The sequence below is a fragment of the Calyptranema fuscum S582 genome (genome assembly GCF_055793305.1).
In genome coordinates this window covers 1-18724 of record NZ_JBSLYH010000043.1, presented here as the reverse complement: position 1 = coordinate 18724, position 18724 = coordinate 1, and the positions used below count along the sequence as shown (strand labels likewise).

The window sequence follows — 18724 nt, the reverse complement described above, 5'->3', positions numbered from 1 at the left end:
GTCTGGATTTTATAAAAGGTGTCCTCTTTACAGGTCAGGCACGACTGGATGAGGTTGCGTTCCGACTGCATTTCCCTTAAAGTCACCTCTAAACGGACGCCTGGGCATTGACTTGACATTTATTTTCAGCAGCGCGGCGACGCCGCGCTGCTGAAAATAAACCTGTAGTTGTATTCAATCTACGATCCTTGCCCCCAGGTTGAGCTAATTTTTTGAGTTAGTTCAATGATTTTGTTAAACAAGAAATGCTCTGTCCAATCTTTTAATAGTTCAGCACAGTATGCGCAGTCCTGTGGGATTTGCTCAATCAGCTGTACGATTTCTTGATCTAAACCTCGAATTGCGGCGTGATGTAGCTCATAAACCCAGGCTTCAGGCATGATGGTAGTGAGCGTTTTGAGCATCTGCTCCTCGCTCAATCGTATCGAAGGGGAAGGATGAATGGGAGTCGTAGTAGCGATCGCGGTTACAGGTAGATGAGCATTAATGAGATGTGATGTGTTGGATAAGTGAGCCAGATGAGACTGAGAAAGTGTCCCTACTTTGATATGAAATCTAAAAATGGTGCCTTTGCCCACCGTACTTTCTACCGAAAGTTCACCATCCATACCTCGTACTAACTGTTGACTAATCGCTAAACCTAAGCCTAACCCTTTTCCCGACTTTCGCCCCAATTTGGCTTGCATAAATGCCTTAAACACCTGCTCAATTTCATCGGGGGCAATGCCTGCACCTGTATCTTCAATCTCAAAATATAAGGTTGAGCTGATCCGCTGAATACTATCAGTGAGCGGTTTTGGGGCGTCTTCACGTCGGGGAAGATAGCCCGCAACCCTCAAGATAATATGCCCCTGGTCGGTGAATTGAATCGCATTGTCGAGCAGATTCATTAAAATTTGTCGGAGATTGCGTTCGTTCGTACGGATGTAGCGAGGGATATTAGGCGCATATTCCAGAGTTAATTTTAATTTTTTGGCTTGAATTCTGGCAGTAAAGCTTTGTCGGATTGTTTCTAAAACGTGATGTAGGTCAATTTCTTTTTCGTCCGCTGAGCTGGATTGGGTATCCATGCGGGCGATCGCCAAAATATTATTGATCAGCTTGAGCAAATGCTCGCCACTGTCGTAAATGCTGTTGACATAGTCTTGGTAGTCGTCCGAAAGGCTGGGATCACCTTGCATCACTTGCGCAAAGCCCAAGATGGCATTCAAAGGAGTGCGCAGCTCATGACTCATGTGCGCAATAAATTCACTCTTGGCATGGTTGGCGACTTCAGCGGCTTCTTTGGCGTGTTGCAGGGCTAATTCTGCCTGTTTGCGATCGCTAATATTCGTCACCGTGCCGACATACCCCACAATATTGCCGTTGATATCCAGTTCGGCAACCGCTTGGGCAACAACCCAGGTAATCATGCGATCGGGTCGGAGGAAGCGAAACTCGGCGACAAATGGCTGTTGGGCATGTGATGCCTGGTTCCAGGCGGTTGTGACGCGATCGCGATCGTCTGGATGAAGGGCAACTCTCCAGCCATGACCAGCCGCAGCCGCAGGGTTAAGCCCTGCCATCTGGCACCACGTAGGGTTGACATAGACATACTCACCCTCGATATCTGTGCGAAAAATACCGACAGGTGAAATTTCCGTCAGGGTGGCATAGCGTCGCTCACTATGCCGTAAGGCTTCTTCTGCCAGCTTCAGTTCACTGACATCCCGAAACGAGCCAACCATCCGCACCGGGCGACCTGTCTCATCCCATTGCGCCTGACCGCGTGACTGAATCCATTTATAGGAACCATCTTTGCAACGGATGCGATATTCAATGGCGTATGTCGGAATCTGGCGATTGAGATAGGCTTGATCAGTCGCCATGACTTTTTCGACATCTTGAGGGTGCAAACGGCAAGCCCATTCCTCATTACTAAAGCTGATGCCATCATTTTCGTAGCCCAAAATTTCGTACCACCGTGGCGATCGAAATGCTTCACCCGTGACAATATTCCAATCCCAAATACCGTCGTTGTTCCCCTGGATTGCCAACTGCCATCGTTCTTCGCTGTGATGCAACGCCTCTTGAGACTTTTTGTATTCGGTAATGTCTTCTGAGATTCCCATTAAATATTGAGGATTGCCGTCTGGATCGAGCAGGGGAATTTTTTTAGTGTGCAACAGCCGAATACCGTTGTAGCGCGTCTGAATCGGTTCTTCGGGAATATCGACTAACTCGCAATTGTGCAACACCTCTCGATCCTTGGCGGTAAAGAAATCTGCTTCCTCTTTTGGAAAAAAATCGTAGTCATTTTTGCCCAATAGCTCGTGCCGCGAATAGCCTAGCAGGTCTTCACCAGCCCGGTTTAAGCGGACAAAGCGTAAGTCTCGGGCATCTTTGACAAACACCATATTGGGTAGATATTCAATAATCGAGTCGAGGAACTGCTGGGTATAGCGGCTTTCTAATTCGGCTTGTTTGCGATCGCGTGCTTCGAGTGCCAATGAGACGAGGTGCGCCAGATAGGTGCCAAAGTTTTGCTCATCTAATAACCAGTTTCGGGTTGTCCCAGTATGTTCGAAACAAAGGACGCCTACAGTTTGCCCACCCGACCGGATGGGGATGTCGAGCATCGCCTGGATATTAAGCGGGGTGAGATAGGATGCCGAAAATTCTCTGGTTCGCGGATCGTGATGGGCATCGTGTGCAGCAATAATTTGGTCGAGTTCTAATGCCTGAAAGTACGCGGGGTAGTCGTTCAGGTCAAGGGTTATGGGGTGGGTATGCCGATGGGAGCTAACCTCATACAAGTCAACACAATCAATTTGCTGGCGATCGCGGCTATAAAACCAAATGCTGACCCGTTCGACCTGAAGGGTATGGGCAGCAACCTGGGTAATCTGCTGCATTGCCGCTGTCAATTTGCCCGAGTAGATCGCGTGCGATTGAGATAACTCAATCATGGCGGATTGCTGAAGCCAAAGCTGATTTTCTCGCAGTTTGCGCGTTGCTTCGACCTGGTTTCGTTCGGCTTCGATTTGCTTGCGATCGCTAATGTTGGTACTGACCACCGTCACCACCCAGGAGTTCGTCGTTTGATCCCAACGGGATGTTGAACTTTCCGAGATCCAATGCACTGCGCCATTGGCATGACGAAACCGATATTCGACCGTAATCGGTTCTTGCGCAAAAATAGCTTGATAGCGGGGCAACAAAATATTCTGCCAATCTTCTTCAGGAATTTGGCGATACCAGAGCAATTTATTAGACATCAACTCTGTCGGCGTAAAACCGAACACATGCTCACTACCAGCAGAGCAATATTCATACTGCCAATCGACCTCTGCATACCCCTGAGAAAGATCCATTTGCTGAAAAGGTTGATACAAACGATAGCTAACGATACAGGCGATCGCATGATCCAAAATATCACTCAGCTTTGCCTGAGAAATTTGTAAGGCAGTGGTTCGCTCTTGGATCTGATGTTCGAGCGAGGCATTCAGAGTTTGCAAACTGTGGTGCAACTCCGCTTGTTGAATGGCGATCGCCATTTGTACTGCCACAAGTTTTAACAGGTCTGACTCCGCCTGTTGCCACTGGCGAGATGTCTGGCATTGATGCACCAGCAACAACCCCCAAAGGTGATGAGGATTGCAAACGGAGTGCGACGGGTGGGCGATCGCCTCGGTCACTGGGCAAGTCTGTTTCAAGTCATCCTGATCAACCCAGATTGGGGTTGCCAACACGGCTTTGACCTGAAATGGCTTGAGCAATGACAAACAAGCAGGGGTTAAATCTACCCGGTCAATATCTGCAATGGCGATGGATTTGCCGTGGATCAGATCTGCAAACAACGGCTCTTGATGGCAGGGTTGATCAAACTGATTGCCCAAACACGATGGCAGTGTCGGCAGAACCGATTCGGCAACCACTCGCACTCGGGTGTTCGGATCAAATTGATACACAACCACCCGATCGGCTTTGATGGCTTGACATACTTCTTCAACACTGGTGTCGAGAATCGTTTGCAGATTCAGCGATTGACGAATTCGTAGGGCGATCGCACTAATCAGTTGCTGCTGTTGCTGTTGCCATTTCAACTGTTGCTGCAAGCGAAATTGCTGGATGGTAGTGCGGGCGATCGCACAAAAGCTTTCGGATGTGAGAGTGCCTTTGACTAAATAGTCCTGGACACCTCGTTTAATCACTTGCACAGCCAGTCGTTCGTCACCCTGCCCGGTGAGAACAATCACTGGAGTTGCTGACATGCCAAACTGCTGTTCTAGCATGTCCAAAAACTCCAACCCATTCATATCAGGCAGGTCATAGTCGAGCACAATTAGATCTGGCAAAACTTGCTGACACAAAGCGATCGCCTCTTTGCCAGACGTTGCTTCTAGAACGATATATTGGCTCTGGCTATCTCGCAGCAAAAACCGACGATAAATCGTTTGATCCGTGATCGAATCTTCAATTAGCAAAACTGTTGGGCGATCGCTCATCATGTTTTATCACAGCTTGTTCAATCAATCTCAATGCTGTTTCACACTCGTGCTTTAGATTCTAAATTTTGCAGGGGTGGAGGGGATAACCCCCCTTCTGGGGACGCAACCCCCAATCTCACATAGAGCAAAACGTAGTGGTTACACGACTAGGGCATTGAGTCATTTTTAAATAACGGATCAACTCGATCGATTTGAGAAACTATAGCGGTCCTCAATCAATTGTGAGATAGGTAGTTTGTGAGAACCGCACCCCTTCGGGGTGCGGTTCTCACAAACCATTTGAGGTTGCAATAGACGGTTCTATGCAGAAAATCTCTAGTTTTTCAAGGAAACGTTGATCTCACCCTCTTTCAAATTAACGGTTTAGATTTAGTTTTTAACTAGTGTTGCAAACACGAAATTTTGCACCATGGGGGTTTGGGGGCTGTGCCCCCAAGAGGGGGTAAAACCCCCTCCACCCCCTCTAAAACTTTTAAGTTGGTGTACTAGTGTTGCAAACACGAAATTTTGCAACCTGGGGGTTTGGGGGCTGTGCCCCCAAGAGGGGGTAAAACCCCCTCCACCCCCTCTAAAACTTTTAAGTTGGTGGACTAGTGTTACTGAATGGACGGATGAATTTGCCTTCAGACCCCGATTTTAGGAAAATCGGCTGACCATCAGGATTGAAATATAGCAGTACGCATTAGGGTTAGGACGGTGCAGGGATTTAACCCCTGCGTGGGGGCGGTGCCCCCACCCCCCTGATGTCTTAACTAGCCTGCGTAGAGTCATAACAGGATTAATTGTCCCCATTTTCCACTAGAAATGTGGAATACCTGGGTATAGCAGAAGGCTTTATCGGTTGCCCATAAAATGTTACGTTTTGACAGCGATCGCGGCTCTGGTTTGGGCACTATAAAGCTGATCGAGTGTGAGCCCTGGCGGGATAATATGCGAATTCTGCTGGTTGATGATGATGAAATCCTGACACAAACGTTGGTGCCCATTCTCACAGCCCAACACTATGCCGTAGATGTGGCTGTAGATGGCGAAGATGGTTGGGACTATGCCCAGGCAGCAACCTACGACTTAATTGTGCTGGATGTAAACTTGCCCAAATTTGATGGCATTCGCTTATGCCATCGGTTGCGGCAATCGGGGTATGACAAACCTATTTTGCTTTTAACAGCAAAAGGCACCAGTTCTGACAAGGTAGTTGGACTAGATGCGGGTGCTGATGACTATGTCGTCAAACCTTGCACCCCTGAAGAACTGGGCGCTCGAATTCGGGCTTTGTTGCGGCGTAAAAATCCATCTGCCTCTCCTATCTTAACGTGGGGAAATTTGCGCTTTGATCCGAGTCTGTGCGAGGTCACCTACAACGGTAAGCCCCTCACGCTATCCCCTAAAGAATATGGTTTGCTAGAGCTATTTCTGCGCAATCCACAACGCATTTTTAATAGCAGCCTTATCCTAGAACACCTTTGGAGTTTTGAAGATATTCCCAGTGAAGAAACGGTGCGATCGCACATTAAGCGGTTACGCCAAAAACTGAAAGCCGTTGGGATTGAAGACATGATTGAAAATATTTATGGCATGGGCTATCGCCTGAAGACGGCTATCCCTCAGCCTAGTGCTGCCGATCAAGCAAGAACGGCGGCAGTCGCCGCATGGGATCGGCTAAAAACACCGATTTTAGAACGGGTCTCAGTTATAGAACAGGCGATCGCGGCATTGCGCACCACTACCCTGTCAACCGATCTGCATCAGCAAGCCGAACATGCGGCTCACAAGCTAGCCGGATCTCTGGGGATGTTTGGATTTGCCGACGGATCTCAAATTGCTCGCAAAATTGAAGATTGGTTTCATGGCAATCCCACCCCTGGCGACTTTGCCGATTTAGAACTGATGGTGGCACGCCTGCGTCGAGAACTGGCAAAACCACCTTATTCTACCGATGAAGATTGGTTGTCGCTGTTCAATGCCGAAGACACTCAGCCCCCGGCGCGTGATATTCCGCTGGTGTTGATCGTAGAAACTGATGCCCACCTGGCACAGCAACTGAATGTGGAAGCCACGAAGCGGCAGATGCGAACCGTCATTTCAGCGAATCCAGCTCGCGCGATCGCCCTGATTGAGGAAGAATTGCCCGATGTCGTGTTGATGGATCTGACCTTTCCCAACACCCCCTATAAAGGGCTGGACTTGTTGCAAGATGTATCCACGCGATTTCCTCGTTTACCGATTTTGGTATTTACTGCCAATGATACGTTTAGCGATCGCCTGGAAGTTGCTCGCCGCTACGGACATGGTTTTATCTCTAAATCTTGTCCTGTGGGTAATGTTTTAGACATTGTTCAAAGTAAGATTCGGACGCGTCAGCCGACGGTGGTTACCGTACTGGCCGTAGATGACGATCCATTAGTGGCAGAGATCTTGCAGCGTTTTTTGCAACCCTGGGGCATTGAGCTGAAAACGCTCCATGATCCGCGCCATTTTTGGGAAACCTTAAACAACATTCGACCCGACTTGTTAATCTTGGACATCGAAATGCCTCATATCAATGGCATTGAGCTATGCCAGGTGGTTCGCAATGATCCACAGTGGGAAAGCTTGCCGATTTTGTTCCTCTCCAGTCGCCGAGATGCCGAAAGTATCTACAAGATTTATCGTGCTGGAGCCGATGATTATATTGCTAAGCCGTTTACCGAACCCGAACTGGTGACCCGTATTTTCAATCGATTAGAACGTCATTACCTTTTGCGGCATCTAGTAACCACTGAAAAGGTTACACAACCCCATTGAAGGCACTGATGCCGAGGGAACTCATCCTGCTTCCCTGACCGTATGAGTGTTGGTTATCAACAACTTGGTTTGCCATACTTGGTTTACCATTCGCATTTCCGCATTTGCTGTACAGCATCGGAGTAGGGTAGGTTGCATCAGTATCTCCCCTGTCTATTTATTTATCGGAGTCCTAGAGGAAATTTGAGATGGGTATTAAAAGTGTTCTCATAATTGATGATGAGGCGGATATTCGCGAAATTGCCAAAATCAGTTTGCAAATCACTAAAAGTTGGAACGTATTAACGGCTTCATCGGGTACAGAAGGTATGGCGATCGCTATTAGCCAACAACCCGATGTCATTTTGCTGGATGTCATCATGCCAGAAGTTGATGGTCTCACCACCCTCAAAAACCTCAGCACTAACCCCAAAACTCAGCATATCCCTGTGATTTTGTTAACCGCCACCGTGAGAGCAGCAACCCGACAACAATATGCCCAACTAGGTGCCAAAGCCGTATTGGTCAAGCCTTTTGATCCGGGTATCTTTGGGGATCAAATTGAAGAAGTATTAGGGAAAAATGCAGTCGCTTAAGAATCGTGGATGTCATAAAACCTGATTCCATTGGAGAGGGCGACGGCTGAGCCATCGCCCTCTCTATCTATTGGAATTACACAAGTTCCTATAGCAATGCTCAACGGCATGACATATACATTGTGGCGTGAGAGCCGCACTCTGCGCGGCTCTCACACCGTTTCTAGATGAAGACGTGCTGAATGGATGTGCAAGTTCGTTAAGTACAGAAACGGCATTGTGGGGCGCTCCGCGCCCCACAATGCCGTACTAAATCAACCTGCACAGTGATATAAATCTGTGCTCCTTAACGAGACCGTGTTTCGTTAGAGGTCATCGCTTGAAACGGCGTTGGGAAAAAAATTACATTATTCGGCTCTGGATTTCGACCGTTTCGGTAAATCGGGAGTTCAACCACAAATTCCGACCCTTCACCCGGAATTGATTGGCACTTCAGTTCCCCGTTGTGATTTTCCACCACAATTTGATAGCTAATTGATAAACCCAGCCCTGTTCCTTTACCAATGGGCTTAGTTGTAAAGAAAGGATCAAATAACTTGGTCTGCACCTGATCCTGGATCCCGGCACCCGTATCGGCGATGCGAATGGCAACGCACTCTGAATTCACTAATTGGGTCTGAATCCGAATCTCGTAGACCAGAGGATGAGAGACAGGGGAACGGTTTTCATACTGTTCTTCCAGGGCATCGATCGCATTGGAGAGCAAATTCATAAAGACTTGATTGAGTTGCCCAGGATAGCAGTGGATATCGGGTAGCTCTCCATACGCTTTGATCACTTGAATTTCAGGACGATGCAGGGTGGCTTTGAGACGATGTTGCAAAATCATCAAAGTGCTATCCAACCCTTCATGGACATTGGCAGTTTTTAACTCTGCTTCATCTAACCGTGAAAAAGAGCGGAGCGATTGCACAATATCGCGGATGCGCTCTGAACCCACTTTGATGGACGATAACAGCCGGGGCAAATCGATTGACAGAAATTCTAAATCAATGGTCTCAATGGCGGATTGGATTTCAGGTTTTGGGGTGGAATAGTGTGTCTGATAAAGCATCAGGATGCGCAACAAATCATTAATATAATCGTTGGCATAGGTCACATTGCCATAGATGAAATTGATTGGATTGTTGATTTCATGCGCAACCCCTGCCACCAGTTGACCCAGGCTTGACATCTTTTCGCTTTGCACCAGTTGCGACTGGGTTTTCTGCAATTGTTGCAGCATTTCTTCGAGCTGCTGAGTTTGTTGTTTGAGTTGCTGTTCCGACTGTTGTAGTGCGTGTTCAAACTGCTTGCGTTCGCTAATATCGGTCGAAATCCCACAAACAGCCTGAGGATGTCCGTCCGCATCAACTAAAGGAAATTTAACGGAAATATAAGTATGCAAGCCGTCTTTCAGCAGGATGCTTTCCTCTTGGCTGATAGGCTTTCCAGTCAAAAGAACAGCCTGGTCACTTTCCCAAAATACATCGGCGATCGCCTGAGGAAAAATATCGTAGTTAGATTTGCCTTGAATGTCTGCCTGAGTAATATCAAACAGCACTTCAAACTGATGATTGATCAGCAAAAAACGTCCTTGACGATCTTTGACATACATCACCGTTGGTGAATTATCCAGAATTGCTTGGATTTGGGCAACACTTGCTTGCAAAGCTTGTTCTGCCTGTCGCCGCTGCATAAAGATGTCATTAAAAGTGTGGGCTAAAAATCGAATTTCATTGTTGGGTAACGCCGATGGCAACGCAAATTGGTTGAAGCTGAGGCTATCTCTGACGGATTGATTGAGCTGTTTTAAGGGCTGTAAAATATTGCGCCGAATTAGCCACCACATCAATCCCAGCATCCCCAATGTGCCGACTAACATAGTGACGCTAGACGTGGCGACGATGCGCCAGGTGATGGCTTGCACGTGCTCTGTTTCCTGAGCAACTACGACTAAGCCATGTTTGCCGGGATCAAACGCTTCATTGTAGAGGGAGGATAGTTGCACGATCGTTTCTTTGCCATGCAACATCATATGCGTTTGGATTTCACCATCGTGGCGCAAGCTTTCTTGAATGGCAGCTTGCAACTCAGGATAGTTGTTGGTGTAAGACGTCTGATCGGCGTCTGCGGAGGCATACGCCAAAGCACGACCACTGGGATCAATGATCAGGACTTCGACGATTTCATTAGGGGTAATGTATTTTTCGGTAATGCGTTGCAGTGCGGTCAGGTCAGAGGTTTCTAAGAGTTCTTGAGACGAGAGTTGTAGCGATCGCACTATCGAGTCAAGATGTTCCTGTTCCTCCTCAACTAAATTTTCTTTGACCAAAAAGTAGTTAACGCCTAACGTCATACAGCCCATCAGCAGCAAGGAGATGCTGAAGCCTGTAAGCAATTGATCGGATAAACCCGTCTGACGAAATAAGCGTTTCATGACGTTTCATAGAGATGGTCTTAAAACTTGAGGTAGTAGTACTCATGTAATGAATTTTGGTGGCACGGGCGACGCCCGTGCCACCAAAATTCATTACATTTTTAGGACTACCAAACTTGAGATGTCTAAATTCTGGTATGACACTCCTGCTCATACCAAGATGACGGTACTGATTTTCAAACGTAGACAAAGAATGTGGCAACTTTGTGACAACGCACTAAAATGTGGCGATCGCATACGCATGCTTGTCTTTCCACATGAATGCCACATTTAATCTTTAAGATTCAATGTAGTGATTCGGTCATCGATATGGTGCAGAATCACGGGTTCCACTTCTTTGAAAGTATGTGATGCAGTTGGAATTTCCTGAATCTTCCTCATCTCAACATTCACCGGAAGGGATGTTGCCATTAGTAATTGATGAACGCTTGGTGCATTCGTTCAATTATTGGAACCAGGGTGTGCAAAAAGGGATGCGATATGGCAACCATCTCTACGCTCACATTCGTTCTTATGCTGTAGGACAACGGTCTCAGGCCTATGAACTTGGGTGCGAATGGGCAGAGAAACACGCAAAAGTCTGTATAACGGTTACTGAATATGGCTACTCAATTTGGGTGAATCTGCGATCGCTTCAGTTCTAAATAAGTAGATTGCAAGGATTTGAGATGAAACTCTCTCCCATGACTCGCTACTACATTCGTAAATTGTTAAATCAATTTTCTCAAGATTTAAAAAGTGTTGTTGCACCTGGAGCTGGGTTGTATGCTGACTCTTTATCTGACCTGGATGAAGTGCTGCATAGTCTATATTTAGAAGCCGAAGAACTCAACACGGTCATGCAAAAATTGGAGAATTTGACCCATGTTCATCAGGCAATTAAATCTCAAGTTTCCGTCCGAAAAGAGTATTGCGATAAGTTAACTGAATTAGAACAACAAATCTTTTGGCTGTTGGGTTTTAAACGGGAATCAGGGTGTTAGAGAGTTACTGATTCTGAAGATATTTTATAGTTCAAACTATAGCAGCCGAGAGGCTGGTTGAACGAGGTGCAGGGGTGGAACCCCTGGCTGGGGGCGCAGCCCCCACACCCCCACTGTCCTAAGCATCTACTCAATGGCTATAAATCTTGATTTCTAAAATATCTGCTCCATTAAGCAAGGCTGAGTACTAGCGAGTTGATCTGAGGAGAAACTATGAATCAGGTGACATCTGGACATAATGATTTGGCTGATTTTGGTGTTGATCATGCCTTCAAAGATTTGAATACATTAATCAGTCATGAATTGCGAACTCCCTTGACGTCGATTCGCGGTGTGCTGGGGTTGTTGCGTAGTGGTCAACTCACATCATTGTCGGAGGAAGGGCAACGACTACTGGAGATTGCAGTCAATAATACGAATCGGCTAATTCGTTTAGCGAATGCAATTGACCAGGACACCATGCTGGATATGACGATTTTGTCAGCTCGTGATATCGAAGAGTTTCAATTAGAAAATGATCTGCATTCTGCTCTCGAACGACAAGAGTTTCGGTTGTTTTATCAGCCGATCGTGTCTACAGAAACTGGGAAGATCAATTGTTTTGAAGCCTTAGCTCGCTGGCATCATCCAACCCGAGGCATTGTTTCTCCTGATATTTTTATCCCCATGGTCGAAAAGAATGGGTTAATTCATCAACTCGGGATGAATTTAATGAATCAGGCGTGTGAACAATTGAAGATTTGGCAGGCAGACTATCCGACCAAGCAAGCCCTTTCGATTAGTGTTAATCTTTCGCCGATTCAATTATTACAACCCCGCCTGGTTTATCAAGTCAGAGAGATTTTAGAAAAAACGAATCTGGCTCCCCATTGTCTTAAGTTAGAAATTACAGAAAGCGCTTTAATATTTAATCGAGACGTGGCGATCGCCATTATCTCAGACCTCAAAGCCATGGGCGTACAAATTTATATTGATGACTTTGGTACGGGCTATTCTTCACTGGGTCGGCTGCAAGATTTTCCCATTAATGCGCTAAAGATCGATCGCTCTTTTATCTACCATCAGCAGTGGGATATTACAGGAGCCATCATTCTACTGGCATCTCGTCTGGGCTTAGATGTAATTGCGGAAGGGGTAGAGACCCTGGAAGAAGTGACGTTTCTAAAACAGTTGGGCTGCAAACGCATTCAAGGATACTTCTTTTCTAAACCCGTCGATAGTCAAGCTGCCACCGTGCTTCTGAAAAATTCTCTATAGTCGTTCACGTCTCGGTAGTCTCATAGGGCTTCGCATCTAGATGGAGTAATAGTGTTGTGTGAGAGCCGCGCGAAGCGCGGCTCTCACACAACACTATTTAGACTTCAGCCGCCTGAGGTGGATGTAGTGCCAGCACCTTTTTCAAGTACTGTCCGGTGTAAGACTGTTCTACGTTTGCAACAGTTTCGGGGGTACCCTGGGCAATAATTTCGCCACCGCGATCGCCGCCTTCGGGTCCCAGATCGATTACCCAATCTGAACAGCGAATCACATCCAGATTATGTTCGATCACCAAAACGGTGTTGCCCATATCTGCCAAACGTTGTAGCACATCGAGCAACTTATGGACATCGTAAAAAGATAAGCCGGTGGTCGGTTCATCAATAAGATACAGAGTCTTACCTGTGGCACGACGAGAGAGTTCGGTTGCCAGTTTTAAGCGCTGAGCTTCACCTCCCGATAGGGTGGGCGCAGTTTGCCCCAGACGGATATATCCCAGTCCCACATCCACCATAGTTTGTAAGCGAGCTTTGGCTTTAGGGATATTCTCAAAAAATTCTGAGGCTTCTTCCGCTGTCATATCCAGCACTTCGGAAATAGACTTGCCTTTGTATTTCACCTGAAGTGTTTCTCGGTTATAGCGTGCGCCTTTGCAGACTTCGCACTGCACATAGACATCGGGTAAAAAATTCATCTCGATGACATTCACCCCTTGGCCCCCGCACGCTTCGCAACGTCCGCCTTTGACGTTAAAGGAAAACTGACCGGGTTTGTAGCCTCTCGCTTTGGCTTCCAGGGTTTCGGAAAATAGATCGCGGATGACATCAAATACCCCGGTGTAGGTGGCGGGGTTGGAACGGGGCGTGCGTCCGATGGGCGATTGGTCAATCACGATCGCCTTATCCAGAGCATTCAAACCCTTGATTTGCTCCATTTCTTTGGGATGGGGGATTTTATGCCCAAAGTGATGTTGCAACGCAGGATAGAGCAATTCATTAATCAGCGTCGATTTGCCCGAACCGGACACGCCAGTAACACACACCAGTTTACCCAACGGGATATCGACATTGATTTGCTTCAGGTTATTGCGATAGGCATCCCGGATGCGCAGGAAACAACCGTTACCGGGGCGTCGTTCCATGGGGGTGTGAATTACCCGTCGCCCAGACAGGTAAGCGCCGGTGAGAGAATCGGCAGCCTTGAGAATGGCATCGAGATCGCCCTGAGCCACAATGCGACCGCCATGAACGCCAGCCCCCGGCCCAATATCCACAACATAATCAGCCGCTCGAATCGTGTCTTCGTCATGTTCGACCACGATCAGGGTATTGCCCAGATCCCTTAGCCGATTCAGGGTAGAGAGCAGGCGATCGTTATCTCGTTGGTGTAGCCCGATGCTGGGTTCATCCAAAACATAGAGCACTCCGGTCAGCCCAGAGCCGATCTGGGTTGCCAAGCGGATGCGCTGAGCTTCACCACCCGACAGGGTCATCGCCGTGCGATCGAGGGTGAGGTAGTCGAGTCCGACATCTAGCAAAAATTGCAGACGAGCGCGGATTTCTTTGAGTGCCAGGTCGCCAATCTGGGCTTGTCGAGAGCTGAGTTTCAAGTCTTCGATCCGTTGGAGCGATTCTCGAATGGATGTGCTGGTCAGGTCTTTGAGACGATATTGTCCCAGACGCACTGCCAGAGATTCTGGTTTGAGGCGATCGCCACCGCAGACTTCGCAGGGTTGATCGATCAAATATTGTTCGAGTTTCTGCTTATAAACTTCCGAGGTCGATTCTCGATATTGTCGATCGAGAATCGTCATGGCACCTTCATAGCGCCGATGATAGCCTTTGGTATCGCGGTAGCGAGAGTCGGTTTCGACGTAAATTTTTTCGTCCGATCCATACAAGATTACGTGCTGTTGATCGGGGGTGAGTTTGTTCCAGGGGGTTTGGATTTCGAAGCCAAAGGCTTGACCGACCCCGTACAGCAACGAGAAATAGTAGGTGTTATCTTTGTCAGACCAGGGCGCGATCGCCGCATACACCGGCAGCGTTGGATCGGGAACAACTAAGTCTGCCGAAAATGTGCGCAGGCTACCTAAGCCATGGCAGTGGGGACAGGCACCATAGGGCGAGTTAAAGGAAAATAGTCGGGGCGACAATTCTTCCATGACTGCACCATGTTCGGGGCAGGCAAAATTTTCAGAAAAGACGATTTCGATCGATTTCGGAGATTCGTCTTCCTCGGGCGGCTGACCGTAACGTCCGGCGGGTTCGGCTGCCATTTTAGGTAAGACTGCCAATTGCAAATCGGGGTTGGTGATCGGCAACGCGACGACGGTTCCCCGTTCATCGGGTAAAACTTCGATCATGGCGATGCCTTCCGATCGCTTCAGACAGGTTGAAAGCGAATCAACCAGCCGTTCCTGGATGCCGTCTTTTTTCACCAGGCGATCGACAACAATTTCAATATTGTGGCTGTGGTTTTTGGGTAGTTCGATATTGTCCGACAGTTCGCGCACTTCGCCATTCACCCGCACCCGGACAAACCCTTCGGCAGCAAGGCTAGACAGCAATTTTTTATGCGTTCCCTTTTTGCCTCGCACCACCGGAGCCAAAATTTGAAAGCGGGTGCGATCGGGCAAGTCCAAAATGCGATCGCACATTTCATCAATCGTTTGCGGCACAATCGAGCGATCGCAATGGGGGCAATGGGGTTCGCCAGCCCGACCAAACAGCAACCGCAGATAGTCGTAGATTTCCGTGACCGTACCGACGGTAGAGCGGGGGTTGTGGGAGGTGGATTTCTGGTCGATCGAGATCGCAGGACTCAAGCCCTCGATAGCATCAACATCGGGCTTATCCACCTGTCCTAAAAACTGACGGGCATAGGCACTCAGCGATTCGACATAGCGCCGTTGTCCTTCTGCAAAAATCGTGTCAAATGCCAGCGACGACTTACCCGAACCCGATACGCCCGTGAGGACGATGAGGCGATCGCGCGGTAACTCCAGATCAATATTCTTGAGGTTATGCTGCCGTGCGCCGCGAATGCGGATGCAGTTATCTGGGTCGATCGTCGAGGACAGGCGATGAATCGTTGAGGGCTTGGTTTTGCCTTTCCCATTGGCAGGTTCGGGGGTTGAGTTAGCCGTGTCTAACTCAGAACTCAATACTGAGACCTTAGAACTCTTGTCAGTCGTCCGTTTGGGCATAGGGGCAGGCAGTTGGGCTGAATAGCAACAGATTTTAACAATTGTATCGTTAACCTCACGATACTTGCCGAACCACAGGCACGGAACTTGATCGCTCGATGCCTATCCTAGCGCGATCGCTTAATTTAGTACATAGGTTCTAGCGATCGCAATGGTGGTTAGCAGTTGACTATGAATAACGGTTTGAATTTTTGCGGACTAAAATCGTGGAGGAGTGCGATCGCATTGTTTGGTAACAGCGAGTGGAAATCGTTCATCAACTTTGGCGGCTTTGCGAAAATCTGTGGCAATTTGCACTGGCGCATGAAGACTTAACCCTTGGTATTACCACAGGTTTACTTACTTTATTGGGGTGGCTAATCTCGAAACTTTGGCGATGGTTGCGACGACACAAGCCACTCATACCACCAGCAGATACCTTACCATTTGACATTATTCCGCCTTATGCCGACGCGCATCAGGTATTACGGCAACTTCTGGGTAGCCCCAAAGATATTGCTGATGATGCGCTGGCAGATTTCAACATTCCCTATCAAATTCGGCAGACGGGACGGAACATAACCCAGGAACTACAACAAATCCTCAATCAAACAGGTTGGGTTTTGGTTTTGGGACAAACGGGATTAGGCAAAACACGGGAATCCGCAGAACTTGCTCAAAGGCTAAATGCACAAGGTTGGACGATTCTAAAGCTGAAAGCCGGAGAATGGCTTGATAAAACCCATAGTCCCGATTTTGCCCAGATTGGCACCGATCGCCAATTACTCTTTTTCTTCGATGATCTGAATCGTCTCTTTTATCGCGATCAACGCTTGCGGCAAAAAGGGACGCAAGAGACTGACCAATTAGCTCTACCATCATTGCCAGAACGATTGTTAGACCTCATACAAGACTACGAACTTGCCTGCCGTCGAGAACAGGTTCGGGTGATTGCAACAGCACGTAATGAAAAGGAAACCTCAGATCCGTCAGAACCGAGTGAATGGGAAAAACTAGCACTCGATCGCTATCCCAAACTCAGCGAACGGTTTGGGTACTATGAGTTGCCTAAGCCCCAAAAAACAGCCTTTGCCCAATTATTATCAGACACCATCCCCAACACCCAAATTCAGGCAGATGCCCGAGAGTACACCCAAATTGCCCGATACAACGATGACACGTTTCGTAATGTAGTTGTGAATTTGCGCAATGCCCAGTTTGAACACCGTGTTCTGATGCTACAAACCTACGAGCCAACCTTGCAGGGCAGTTGGCGTAACCGATTTGTCTTGGCGCAAAAACGCTATCAAGGTGCAACCTACATTTACGATGCGGTAGAACTCCTGCGAACGGTAGGGGTTGATCTGTACGCATTTACAGTGTTACCAACCGCAGAAATGATTGCACATCATCGGAGGCATTGGTGGCAAAAGTTGCGCCACAGGCAACAAATTCGGGCAGCTCTGCGTTATCTGATCGAGGTCGAAAGCATCCTCAGCCCCAGCGATGGACAGATTGAAGCAAAATCGACACCCAGTCTTCCCATCGAATCCTATTTAGCTCAATTAGTCGAGTTAATCCTAAAACTCTCGCAACAATACCCCAATCAACTCCTCGATTCAGTGTTTTACCTGGGAAATACCGCATACAATTTTGGCTCTAAACAAGACGCGATCGCCAGTTATGATCAAGCGATCAAGATTAAAGTGGACAAATATGACGCATGGTACAACCGGGGGGTTGCTCTTTCTGCTGTAGGGCGACAGCAAGACGCAATCGCCAGTTATGATCAAGCGATCGCGCTCAAAGCAGACTTACACAAAGCCTGGTACAACCGGGGGAATGCCCTGTCTGCCTTGGGGCAACAGCAAGAAGCAATTGATAGCTATGATCAAGCGATCAAGATCAACGCGGAGTATCACGAAGCCTGGAACAACCGGGGGCTTGCACTGGGCACGTTAGGGCAATATCAAGAGGCAATTGCGAGCTATGGTCAGGCGATCAAGATCAGAGCTGACTTACATGGAGTCTTATACAACCAAGGGAATGCCCTGTCATCCTTAGGGCAATATCGAGAGGCGATCGCCAGTTATGATCAAGCGCTTAAGATCAAAGCGGACTACTACGAAGTCTGGAACAACCGGGGGCTTGCCCTAGAGGCATTAGGAAAACAGCAAGAAGCGATTGATAGCTATGATCAAGCGATCGCGCTCAAAGCAGACTTACACGAAGCCTGGTATAATCGGGGGCTTGCTCTATCTGCCTTAGGGCAACAGCAAGAAGCAATCGACAGTTATGACCAGGCAATAAAGCTCAAAGCAGATTACCCCGACGCTTGGTATAACAAAGCCTGTTGTTATGGGTTGCAAGGAGCGGCGAAACCTGCCCTTGAGTCATTGCAACAGGCGATCGATCTTGATCCGAAGTGTCGAGAGTGGGCAAAAAGAGATGCTAATTTTGAGCCGATTCGAGACGATCCGCGGTTTCAGGCATTGATCAATGGCGCTGGATAGATCTTCCATACCCTCTCCGGTAGAGACGAAGCGGTTACTTTTATCGCGACGATTTCAAACTAAAATTTTGGGTGAAAACACTTTGTCCCAATAAGCCCATAGATGGGGTTGAGATTCCCGGCATTTATGAAAATGCCAGAAATCTTGAAACGCCGGGAATCTGAAACGAGATACGCCAATGGTTGGCTATTTCACGTCATGGGTTGGCATAAAGTTTGCTTGTTAGCCGTTTGGCATGAGCAGTAACCAAGGTTAATAACGTGGATCAATAGGTAAAACTGCAATAGATATCGCCAGGGATGGTTAGAACGGTGTGTCAGTGCGAATACCTTACCCGCATTCCCCGTAGGCAACGAAATGCGATCGCCCTAACTCAATCACCCTTCACCTCTCCACCCCTTTACCTCTCGGCGGTGCCGATGTTGGGGATGAATTTGAACGTGCAACCAAAGGTTTCACCTTCAAATTCATCCCGCTGGCAAGCAATGCCTACCTCTCTACCCCTTCACCCCTCCA

At 47.9% G+C, this 18724-nt stretch carries 10 protein-coding genes; 7 read left to right on the top strand and 3 right to left on the bottom strand.

What is annotated here, in order from left to right:
- Window positions 1-179 precede the first annotated feature (179 nt).
- Window positions 180-4490 (bottom strand): PAS domain-containing protein, encoded by a 4311-nt coding sequence (locus tag ACR6Z4_RS24010; protein ID WP_479719866.1) that lies wholly within the window; start codon window positions 4488-4490, stop codon window positions 180-182.
- 852 nt (window positions 4491-5342) lie between these two features.
- Here ACR6Z4_RS24010 and ACR6Z4_RS24005 point away from each other — a divergent pair.
- Window positions 5343-7274 (top strand): response regulator, encoded by a 1932-nt coding sequence (locus ACR6Z4_RS24005; protein WP_479719865.1) that lies wholly within the window; start codon window positions 5343-5345, stop codon window positions 7272-7274.
- Window positions 7275-7462: 188 nt separating this feature from the next.
- On the top strand, window positions 7463-7849 hold the full coding sequence (locus tag ACR6Z4_RS24000) for a response regulator (protein ID WP_479719864.1): 387 nt from the start codon (window positions 7463-7465) through the stop codon (window positions 7847-7849).
- A gap of 286 nt (window positions 7850-8135) precedes the next feature.
- Here ACR6Z4_RS24000 and ACR6Z4_RS23995 read toward each other — a convergent pair whose 3' ends face one another.
- Window positions 8136-10268: a sensor histidine kinase gene (locus ACR6Z4_RS23995; RefSeq protein WP_479719863.1), complete on the bottom strand. Its 2133-nt coding sequence runs from the start codon at window positions 10266-10268 to the stop codon at window positions 8136-8138.
- A 350-nt stretch (window positions 10269-10618) separates the two neighbouring features.
- Between ACR6Z4_RS23995 and ACR6Z4_RS23990 the strand changes: the two genes are divergently transcribed.
- The 3 genes from ACR6Z4_RS23990 to ACR6Z4_RS23980 all read left to right on the top strand — a co-directional run bounded on the left by ACR6Z4_RS23990 (window position 10619) and on the right by ACR6Z4_RS23980 (window position 12508).
- On the top strand, window positions 10619-10912 hold the full coding sequence (locus tag ACR6Z4_RS23990; protein ID WP_479719862.1) for a hypothetical protein: 294 nt from the start codon (window positions 10619-10621) through the stop codon (window positions 10910-10912).
- Between the two features lie 24 nt (window positions 10913-10936).
- Window positions 10937-11251, top strand: coding sequence for a hypothetical protein (locus ACR6Z4_RS23985; RefSeq protein ID WP_479719861.1), 315 nt, complete (start codon window positions 10937-10939; stop codon window positions 11249-11251).
- Window positions 11252-11464: 213 nt separating this feature from the next.
- Window positions 11465-12508, top strand: coding sequence for an EAL domain-containing protein (locus ACR6Z4_RS23980; RefSeq protein WP_479719860.1), 1044 nt, complete (start codon window positions 11465-11467; stop codon window positions 12506-12508).
- 97 nt (window positions 12509-12605) lie between these two features.
- On the opposite strand, the gene uvrA is transcribed toward ACR6Z4_RS23980, so the two are convergent.
- The gene (gene uvrA, locus ACR6Z4_RS23975; RefSeq protein ID WP_479719859.1) at window positions 12606-15716 is read right to left on the bottom strand and encodes an excinuclease ABC subunit UvrA; all 3111 of its coding nucleotides are present in this window, start codon (window positions 15714-15716) and stop codon (window positions 12606-12608) included.
- A 242-nt stretch (window positions 15717-15958) separates the two neighbouring features.
- On the opposite strand from uvrA, the gene ACR6Z4_RS23970 reads away from it, so the two are divergent.
- On the top strand, window positions 15959-18208 hold the full coding sequence (locus ACR6Z4_RS23970; RefSeq protein ID WP_479719858.1) for a tetratricopeptide repeat protein: 2250 nt from the start codon (window positions 15959-15961) through the stop codon (window positions 18206-18208).
- A gap of 299 nt (window positions 18209-18507) precedes the next feature.
- Window positions 18508-18724 (top strand): hypothetical protein (locus ACR6Z4_RS23965; RefSeq protein ID WP_479719857.1); only part of this gene is annotated, 217 nt, incomplete at its 3' end.

Excerpts from the sequence above, each read along its gene's own strand:
- ACR6Z4_RS23985 (WP_479719861.1), top strand. The coding sequence starts at position 10,937 with ATGAAACTCTCTCCCATGACTCGCTACTACATTCGTAAATTGTTAAAT.
- ACR6Z4_RS24000 (WP_479719864.1), top strand. The coding sequence starts at position 7,463 with ATGGGTATTAAAAGTGTTCTCATAATTGATGATGAGGCGGATATTCGC.
- ACR6Z4_RS23995 (WP_479719863.1), bottom strand. The coding sequence starts at position 10,268 with ATGAAACGCTTATTTCGTCAGACGGGTTTATCCGATCAATTGCTTACA.
- ACR6Z4_RS23980 (WP_479719860.1), top strand. The coding sequence starts at position 11,465 with ATGAATCAGGTGACATCTGGACATAATGATTTGGCTGATTTTGGTGTT.
- uvrA (WP_479719859.1), bottom strand. The coding sequence starts at position 15,716 with ATGCCCAAACGGACGACTGACAAGAGTTCTAAGGTCTCAGTATTGAGT.
- ACR6Z4_RS24005 (WP_479719865.1), top strand. The coding sequence starts at position 5,343 with ATGTTACGTTTTGACAGCGATCGCGGCTCTGGTTTGGGCACTATAAAG.
- ACR6Z4_RS24010 (WP_479719866.1), bottom strand. The coding sequence starts at position 4,490 with ATGATGAGCGATCGCCCAACAGTTTTGCTAATTGAAGATTCGATCACG.
- ACR6Z4_RS23990 (WP_479719862.1), top strand. The coding sequence starts at position 10,619 with ATGCAGTTGGAATTTCCTGAATCTTCCTCATCTCAACATTCACCGGAA.